6 protein-coding genes are annotated in these 6,924 nt (G+C 61.9%); 1 reads left to right on the top strand and 5 read right to left on the bottom strand.

Annotated features, from left to right (window positions below):
• Positions 1–75: 75 nt before the first annotated feature.
• Complete coding sequence (locus tag QMX91_RS27430) at positions 76–1,395, bottom strand: Na+/H+ antiporter NhaC family protein (RefSeq protein WP_097087731.1); 1,320 nt, start codon at positions 1,393–1,395, stop codon at positions 76–78.
• 455 nt (positions 1,396–1,850) lie between these two features.
• On the opposite strand from QMX91_RS27430, the gene QMX91_RS27435 reads away from it, so the two are divergent.
• A complete protein-coding gene (locus tag QMX91_RS27435; protein ID WP_282413670.1) occupies positions 1,851–3,998 on the top strand; it encodes a methyl-accepting chemotaxis protein in 2,148 nt (715 codons plus the stop codon).
• Positions 3,999–4,122: 124 nt separating this feature from the next.
• Here QMX91_RS27435 and QMX91_RS27440 read toward each other — a convergent pair whose 3' ends face one another.
• Genes QMX91_RS27440 through QMX91_RS27455 form a run of 4 tightly spaced genes read right to left on the bottom strand, consistent with a single transcriptional unit; the run spans position 4,123 to position 6,724 of the window.
• Positions 4,123–5,436, bottom strand: a complete 1,314-nt coding sequence (locus tag QMX91_RS27440) for a sensor histidine kinase (protein WP_282413671.1) — start codon at positions 5,434–5,436, stop codon at positions 4,123–4,125.
• Positions 5,433–6,101 carry a response regulator transcription factor gene (locus QMX91_RS27445; RefSeq protein ID WP_003223514.1) on the bottom strand — a complete coding sequence of 223 codons (669 nt, stop codon included), beginning with the start codon at positions 6,099–6,101 and terminating at the stop codon, positions 5,433–5,435. The genes QMX91_RS27440 and QMX91_RS27445 overlap by 4 nt, the downstream gene beginning before the upstream one ends.
• A 3-nt stretch (positions 6,102–6,104) precedes the next feature.
• Complete coding sequence (locus QMX91_RS27450; protein ID WP_027613999.1) at positions 6,105–6,416, bottom strand: PepSY domain-containing protein; 312 nt, start codon at positions 6,414–6,416, stop codon at positions 6,105–6,107.
• Entirely contained in the window at positions 6,416–6,724 is a 309-nt protein-coding gene (locus tag QMX91_RS27455) for a PepSY domain-containing protein (RefSeq protein ID WP_027614000.1), read from the bottom strand. Before QMX91_RS27455 ends, QMX91_RS27450 begins: the two co-directional genes overlap by 1 nt.
• Positions 6,725–6,924 lie beyond the last annotated feature (200 nt).

Consider the following 6,924-nt stretch of genomic DNA (forward strand, 5'->3'; position numbering starts at 1 on the left):
TCGTGTCAGTCAACATTTATGTTTCTGATACACCGCTTTCGCGAGCAAGCCCGCTCCCACAGAGGATTGGCGGGTTTAGAGGACCATCGCGGCCACCCAACCGAACGCCAGCAGCGGCAGGTTGTAGTGCAGGAAGGTCGGGACCACGGTGTCCCAGATGTGGTGATGCTGGCCATCGACATTCAGACCGGAGGTCGGGCCCAGCGTCGAGTCCGAGGCCGGCGAGCCGGTGTCGCCCAGCGCCCCGGCGGTGCCGACGATGCACACGATGGCCATCGGGCTGAAGCCCAGCTGCACGCACAGCGGCACGAAAATCGCCGCCAGAATCGGCACCGTGGAGAACGACGAGCCGATACCGATGGTCACCATCAGGCCCACCAGCAGCATCAACAGCGCGCCGATCGCCTGACTGTGATCGATCCACGCCGCCGCGCTTTCGACCAGCGAGCGCACTTCGCCGGTGGCCTTGAGCACTTCGGCGAAACCCGAGGCGGAGATCATGATGAAGCCGATCATCGCCATCATCTTCATGCCTTCGGTGAACAGGTCGTCAGTCTCACGCCATTTGACGATGCCCGACGCCGAGAAGATCAGGAACCCGGCCAGTGCGCCGATAATCATCGAGTCCAGCAGCAACTGAATGATGAACGCGGCGGCAATCGCCAGACCGGCTATGGCGATGGTCTTCGGGTTGTACGCCACGCTGACTTGCTCGACTTGTTCGATCTTCTGCAGATCGTAAACGCGCTTCTTGCGATAGCTGAAAAACACCGCCAGCAACAGGCCGAAGACCATGCCCAGCGCCGGAATCGCCATGGCGTGCATGACGTTGATCTGGCTGATATCGACCCCGGCCTTGCTGACGTTGGCCAGCAGGATCTGGTTGAGGAAAATGTTGCCGAACCCCACCGGGAACACCATGTACGGGGTGATCAGGCCGAAGGTCATGACGCAGGCGATCAACCGGCGATCCAGCTGCAACTTGGTCAGCACATATAACAGTGGCGGCACCAGCAGCGGAATGAACGCAATGTGGATCGGCAGGATGTTCTGCGAGGCAATCGCCACCACCCACAGCAGACCGATCAGCAGCCACTTGACGCTGCCGCCGCCGGTCGAATGCTGGCGGTCAACCATCGCCAGGGCCTTGTCGGCCAGCGCATGGGCCAGGCCGGACTTGGCAATCGCCACGGCGAAAGCGCCGAGCAATGCGTAGGACAACGCCACCGTCGCCCCGCCACCCAGGCCGCTGTTGAACGCCTTGAGCGTGGCGTCGATGCCCAGACCACCGGTCAGGCCACCAACCAGCGCACCGACGATCAGGGCGATCACCACGTGCACACGGGACAGGCTGAGGATCAGCATGACGCCGACCGCAGCAATCACTGCATTCATTTCACTACCTCAAAAACACTGCGATGAAATCATCACCGCCAGACAGGATGAGTCCGCCAACGGTTAACCGGCGGATTTGCAAAGAGGGTCTTATTAGAAGGGCGCGCACTGTGCCGCAGAGTGGCGGCGGTGTCAAAGCGAGCGGCTGAACTGAAATGTAACGGGCAATGGAGAACCCTGCGGTAAGGAGATCAATGTAACGGGCAATGGAGAACCGTGTGGCGAGGGGATTTATCCCCGATCGGCTGCGCAGCAGTCGCCAAACCTGACTATGCAATTTCTCTGAACGATTGTGAGGGCGGCTTCGCCCCCCCATCGGGGATAAATCCCCTCACCACAGGTATCTGATCGCCAGCATGCGGCAATTGGTCATATTGCGCTTGAACAATAAAGAAAGCCGAAACGCGGCCGTTACAGTGCAAAGTCTCAGATATTTATCGAATAAGGACGTCTCCATGTCGCTCAGACAACTTTCCATTCAATGGAAAATCACCCTGCTCGCCGGCCTGTGCCTGGCGGGCATCGTGACCCTGCTGGTGGGTCTTTCGCTGTATCGCATGGAGCACAGCTCCGAGCTGGTGAAGGCTTCGAGCATGGAGATGCTGACCGAGTCGGCCCAGGCGCGCATTGAGTCGCAGGGTGAGGTGCAGGCTGCCGGCATTCGCCAGCAGTTCATGGATGCCTATCAGTACGGCCACGGCTTCTCGCGTCAGGTGCTGTTCCTGCGTGAACAGGCCGAGAAGCGCTTCCTCGACGCCTTCGATCTGCGCGAAGACATGACCCGTCAGGTCAAGTCCGCGCTGCAAGCCAACCCGGATCTGCTCGGTCTGTCGCTGGTGTTCGAAGCCAATGCGCTGGACGGCAAAGATGAGCTGTTCGCCGGTCAGGCCGAGCTGGGCAGCAACGACAAGGGCCGCTTCGCCCTGTACTGGTCGCAGCCGACTCCCGGCAAAGTCACCTCGATGGCCCTGCCGGAAAGCGACATGGCCGACACCAGCACCGGCCCCAGCGGTCAGGCGGCCAACGCCTGGTTCACCTGTCCGCGCACCACGCTCAAGCCATGCGTGATCGAACCGTACTTCTATGTGATCGACGGCCAGAACGTGCTGATGACCAGCATCGTCTTCCCGCTGATGGTCAACGGCAAAGTCATCGCCTCGCTGTCGGTGGACATCAATCTCAACAGCCTGCAGGCGATCAGCCAGGGCGCGAGCAAAAAGCTCTACGACGGCCAGACCGCCGTGAGCATCATCAGCCCCACCGGCCTGCTCGCCGGCTACAGCCCGGACGCCAGCAAACTGAACAAGCGCCTGGATGCCGTGGATACCGTCAGCGGCGCTGAACTGCTGCGTCAACTCGCCGCCAGCAGCAGCGTCAGCAGCCTGCACAGCAACGGCCAGTTGAAAGTGCTGTCGCCGTTCCAGCCGATCCCCGGCGGCCCATCGTGGGGCGTGTTGCTCGACGTGCCGGAAAAGGTGCTGGTCAGCCGCGCCGAAGCGCTCAAGCAGCAACTGGATGCGAGCAACAACTCCGGCACCCTGATCGAGCTGAGCCTCGGCGTGCTGGCGGCATTGGTCGGCCTGCTGCTGGTGTGGCTGATGGCGCGCAGCGTGACCAAACCGATCCTCGGCGTGGCCCACATGCTCGAAGACATTGCCAGTGGCGAAGGTGATCTGACCCGGCGTCTGGCGTATGACAAGAAAGATGAACTCGGTCAACTGGCCGGCTGGTTCAACAAGTTCCTCGACAAGTTGCAGCCGATCATCGCCGAGGTGAAGCACTCGGTGCAGGATGCGCGCAACACCGCCGACCAGTCTTCGGCTATCGCCACCCAGACCAGCGCCGGCATGGAGCAGCAATACCGTCAGGTCGATCAGGTCGCCACCGCCTCCCACGAAATGAGCGCCACCGCGCAGGACGTCGCACGCAGCGCCGCGCAAGCCGCCGAAGCCGCCAAGGACGCCGACCGCGCCACCCGTCAGGGCCTGACCGTGATCGACCGCACCACCGCGAGCATCGACACCCTCGCCGCCGACATGAGCGCGGCGATGGTTCAGGTCGAAGGCCTGGCTGCCAACAGCGAGAAGATCGGCACCGTGCTGGAAACCATCCGCGCCATCGCCGAACAGACCAACCTGTTGGCGCTCAACGCGGCGATCGAAGCAGCGCGTGCCGGTGAAGCCGGGCGTGGTTTTGCCGTGGTCGCCGACGAAGTGCGCAACCTCGCCCGTCGCACCCAAGAGTCGGTGGAAGAAACCCGTCAGGTCATCGAGCAATTGCAGACCGGTACCCAGGATGTGGTCGGGTCGATGGGCAACAGCCATCGTCAGGCGCAGGGCAGTGTCGAACAGGTCGGGCAAGCGGTGACCGCACTGCGCCAGATCGGCGATGCAGTGACGGTGATCAGCGACATGAACCTGCAGATCGCCAGCGCGGCGGAAGAACAGAGCGCGGTGGCCGAGGAGATCAACAACAACGTCGCGACCATTCGTGATGTGACCGAATCGCTGTCCGGACAGGCCAATGAGTCGGCGCGGGTGAGCCAGTCGCTGAACAGCCTGGCGAATCAACAGCAGAGTCTGATGGATCAGTTCCGGGTCTGAAAACCATCACCGTCCCTGTAGGAGTGAGCCTGCTCGCGATAGCGGTTTGTCAGACACATTGATTTCGAATGTATCGGCGCAATCGCGAGCAGGCTCACTCCTACAGTTCTTTGGCAGGCAGGGGTTAGCGTTTAGGCAACTCGATCACCACCTTCAACCCGCCCCACTCACTCTCGCCCAGCACCAGCAACCCGCCCCACGTCTCGACGATATCACGCACAATTCCCAGCCCCAGGCCATGCCCGTCAGTCTGCTCGTCGAGCCGCGTGCCACGACTGAACACCTGAGTGCGTTGCTCCTCAGGAATCCCTGGCCCGTCATCTTCAACGCTCAGGGCGTAGCCATCTGTTCTTTCGATCACACTCAGACGCACCTCGGCGTCCGCCCATTTGCAGGCGTTGTCCAGCAAGTTGCCGAGCAGTTCCAGCAAGTCCTCGCGGTCCCACGGCAGTTGCAGCCCCGGCGGCGCGACGTAACTCAACGCCAGATGCTCGCCGTGGATCATGTTCAGCGTTGCCAGCAATCCCGGCAGTTCCGCGTCACAATCAAACAGCGCGCCGGGCAGCGCATCACCTGACAACCGCGCGCGATTAAGCTCGCGATTGAGCCGCTGTTGCACCTGCTCCAACTGTTCCTTGAGGATCTTGCGCAGCTCCGGGTGGGCATCGAGTTTTTCGCTCGACGCCAGACTCAAAAGCACCGCCAACGGCGTCTTCAGCGCATGTCCCAGATTGCCCAGCGCATTGCGTGAACGCTTGAGGCTGTCCTCGGTGTACGCCAGCAGATGGTTGATCTGCGCCACCAGCGGCTCCAGCTCGACCGGCACCTGATCGTCCAGTTGCGAGCGCTGGCCCTGCTGCAACTGGGCGATCTGCTCGCGCGCCCGTTCCAGCGGCTTCAACGCGCGGCGCACCGTCAGCCGTTGCAGCAGCAGAATCAGCAGCAAACCGGCCAGGCCCAGCCCGAGGCCGATCTGGCGCATGCGCTGGAAACTCTCGCGCACCGGGGTGTAATCCTGGGCGACGCTGATCGAGATCGACTGCCCCAGACGTCGATAGTCCGAGCGCAATACCAGCAACTGCTGACCGTCCGGGCCCAGTTGCAGGTTGCTGTGCAAACCCGGGTGCTCCAGCAGCGGCAGATCCTGATCCCACAGCGAACGCGAGCGCCAGTGGCTGTCGGCAAAATCGATGCGGAAGTAATGCCCGGAAAACGGTCGCTGATAGGCCGGCGACAGATGCCGCTCATCCAGTTGCAAACCCTGCGGGCCACGCACCAGCGCGACCAGCAGGCTTTCGCTGTCGTTGCGCAGACCGGCCTCGAGATAACGCTGCAACCCGACTTCGAACAACCACAGACTGGTTTGCGCCAACACCAGACCGACGATCACCATCACACTGATCAAGCCCAGGCTCAAACGGCGCTGGATCGACCTCACGAAGCTTGCCCGCCGAACAGGTAACCCTGGCCGCGACGGGTTTCGATCACCGCTTTACCCAGCTTGCGCCGCAGGTGGTTGACGTGAACTTCGAGGACGTTGGAATCGCGCTCGGTCTCGCCGTCATAGAGGTGCTCGGCGAGGTGGGTTTTCGACAGGATCTGTTCCGGGTGCAGCATGAAATAACGCAGCAGACGGAATTCGGCGGCAGTCAGCTGAATCTCGCTGCCGTCGCGAATCACGCACTGGCGACCTTCGTCCAGATGCAGGCCGGCGGCCTTGAGCGTCGGCTGGTTGGCCTGGCCCTTGGAGCGGCGCAGCAACGACTGCACCCGCAAGTGCAGCTCTTCGGGATGGAACGGTTTGGTCAGGTAATCGTCGGCGCCGGCCTTCAGGCCTTCGATGCGCTCGGCCCAGGAATCGCGGGCGGTGAGGATCAGCACCGGGGTCGACAGGCCACCGGCGCGCCATTGCGCCAGCACCTCCAGCCCGGGAACGCCGGGCAGGCCGAGGTCGAGAATGATCAGGTCATAGGGCTCGCTGCTGCCCTGATAAACCGCATCACGCCCGTCCGCCAGCCAGTCCACCGCGTAGCCTTGGCGCTGCAGGCCGGCGATCAGTTCGTCGGCGAGCGGCACGTGGTCTTCCACCAGAAGCAAACGCATCGGTCAATCTTCCTTGTCTTTGAGTAATTGGCCGGTATCGGCTTTCAGGTGCAGCTCGCGCGCCACGCCCTCGACCGTCAGCAGCTCGACTTCATAAACATAGACGTCGTGCTTTTCCTCCAGCTCGACCTCCAGCAGTTTGGCCCCCGGATAGCGATCCAGCGCCTGTTGCAGCACCTGCTCCAGCGGCAGGATCACGCCCTGCTGACGCAGCTTCAGCGCCTCGTCCTGATCGAGGTCGCGGGCCATCGCCGCCGAGCAAACAATCACAAGCGCCAACGCCGTGCGGCTGGTGGCGCGAACATTAACCTTCATTACGTATCCTGATGATCCTTGAGAACCTGCCCAGTGACCGCGTCTAATTCCAGATCCCACTCCAGCCCTTGCGGATCACGCATTTCGACCTGGTAGACGTACTTGCCGTACTCCTCTTCCAGCTCGGTTTCGGTGATGGTCGAGCCCGGGTGTCTGGCCAGCGCCGTGGCGTTGAGCTTCTCGAAGGAGACGATAGTACCAGCGTCGCGCAGACGCAGGGCTTCATCGGGACCAAGATCGCGGGCGTGGGCGAGGCTGGCGGTCAGGCCGATGATCGAGGCAATGGACAGGGCAGTCAGGGTTTTCATGGGTGTCTCCGTGTTTTTATGTGCAGCTACGGTCGGCACCATAGCGGTGCGAACTTAACTGAAACTGAATTGCCATCATTGCGCCTGACACCAACCTCATTTGCAGATTCATGCAAAACCCTGTGGGAGCGGGCTTGCTCGCGAATGCGGTGGGTCAGCAGTAATGATGGCGACTGATACACCGCTTTCGCGAGCAAGCC

It is taken from the genome of Pseudomonas sp. PS01299 (assembly GCF_029960145.1).
GTDB classification, from domain to species: domain Bacteria; phylum Pseudomonadota; class Gammaproteobacteria; order Pseudomonadales; family Pseudomonadaceae; genus Aquipseudomonas; species Aquipseudomonas putida_A.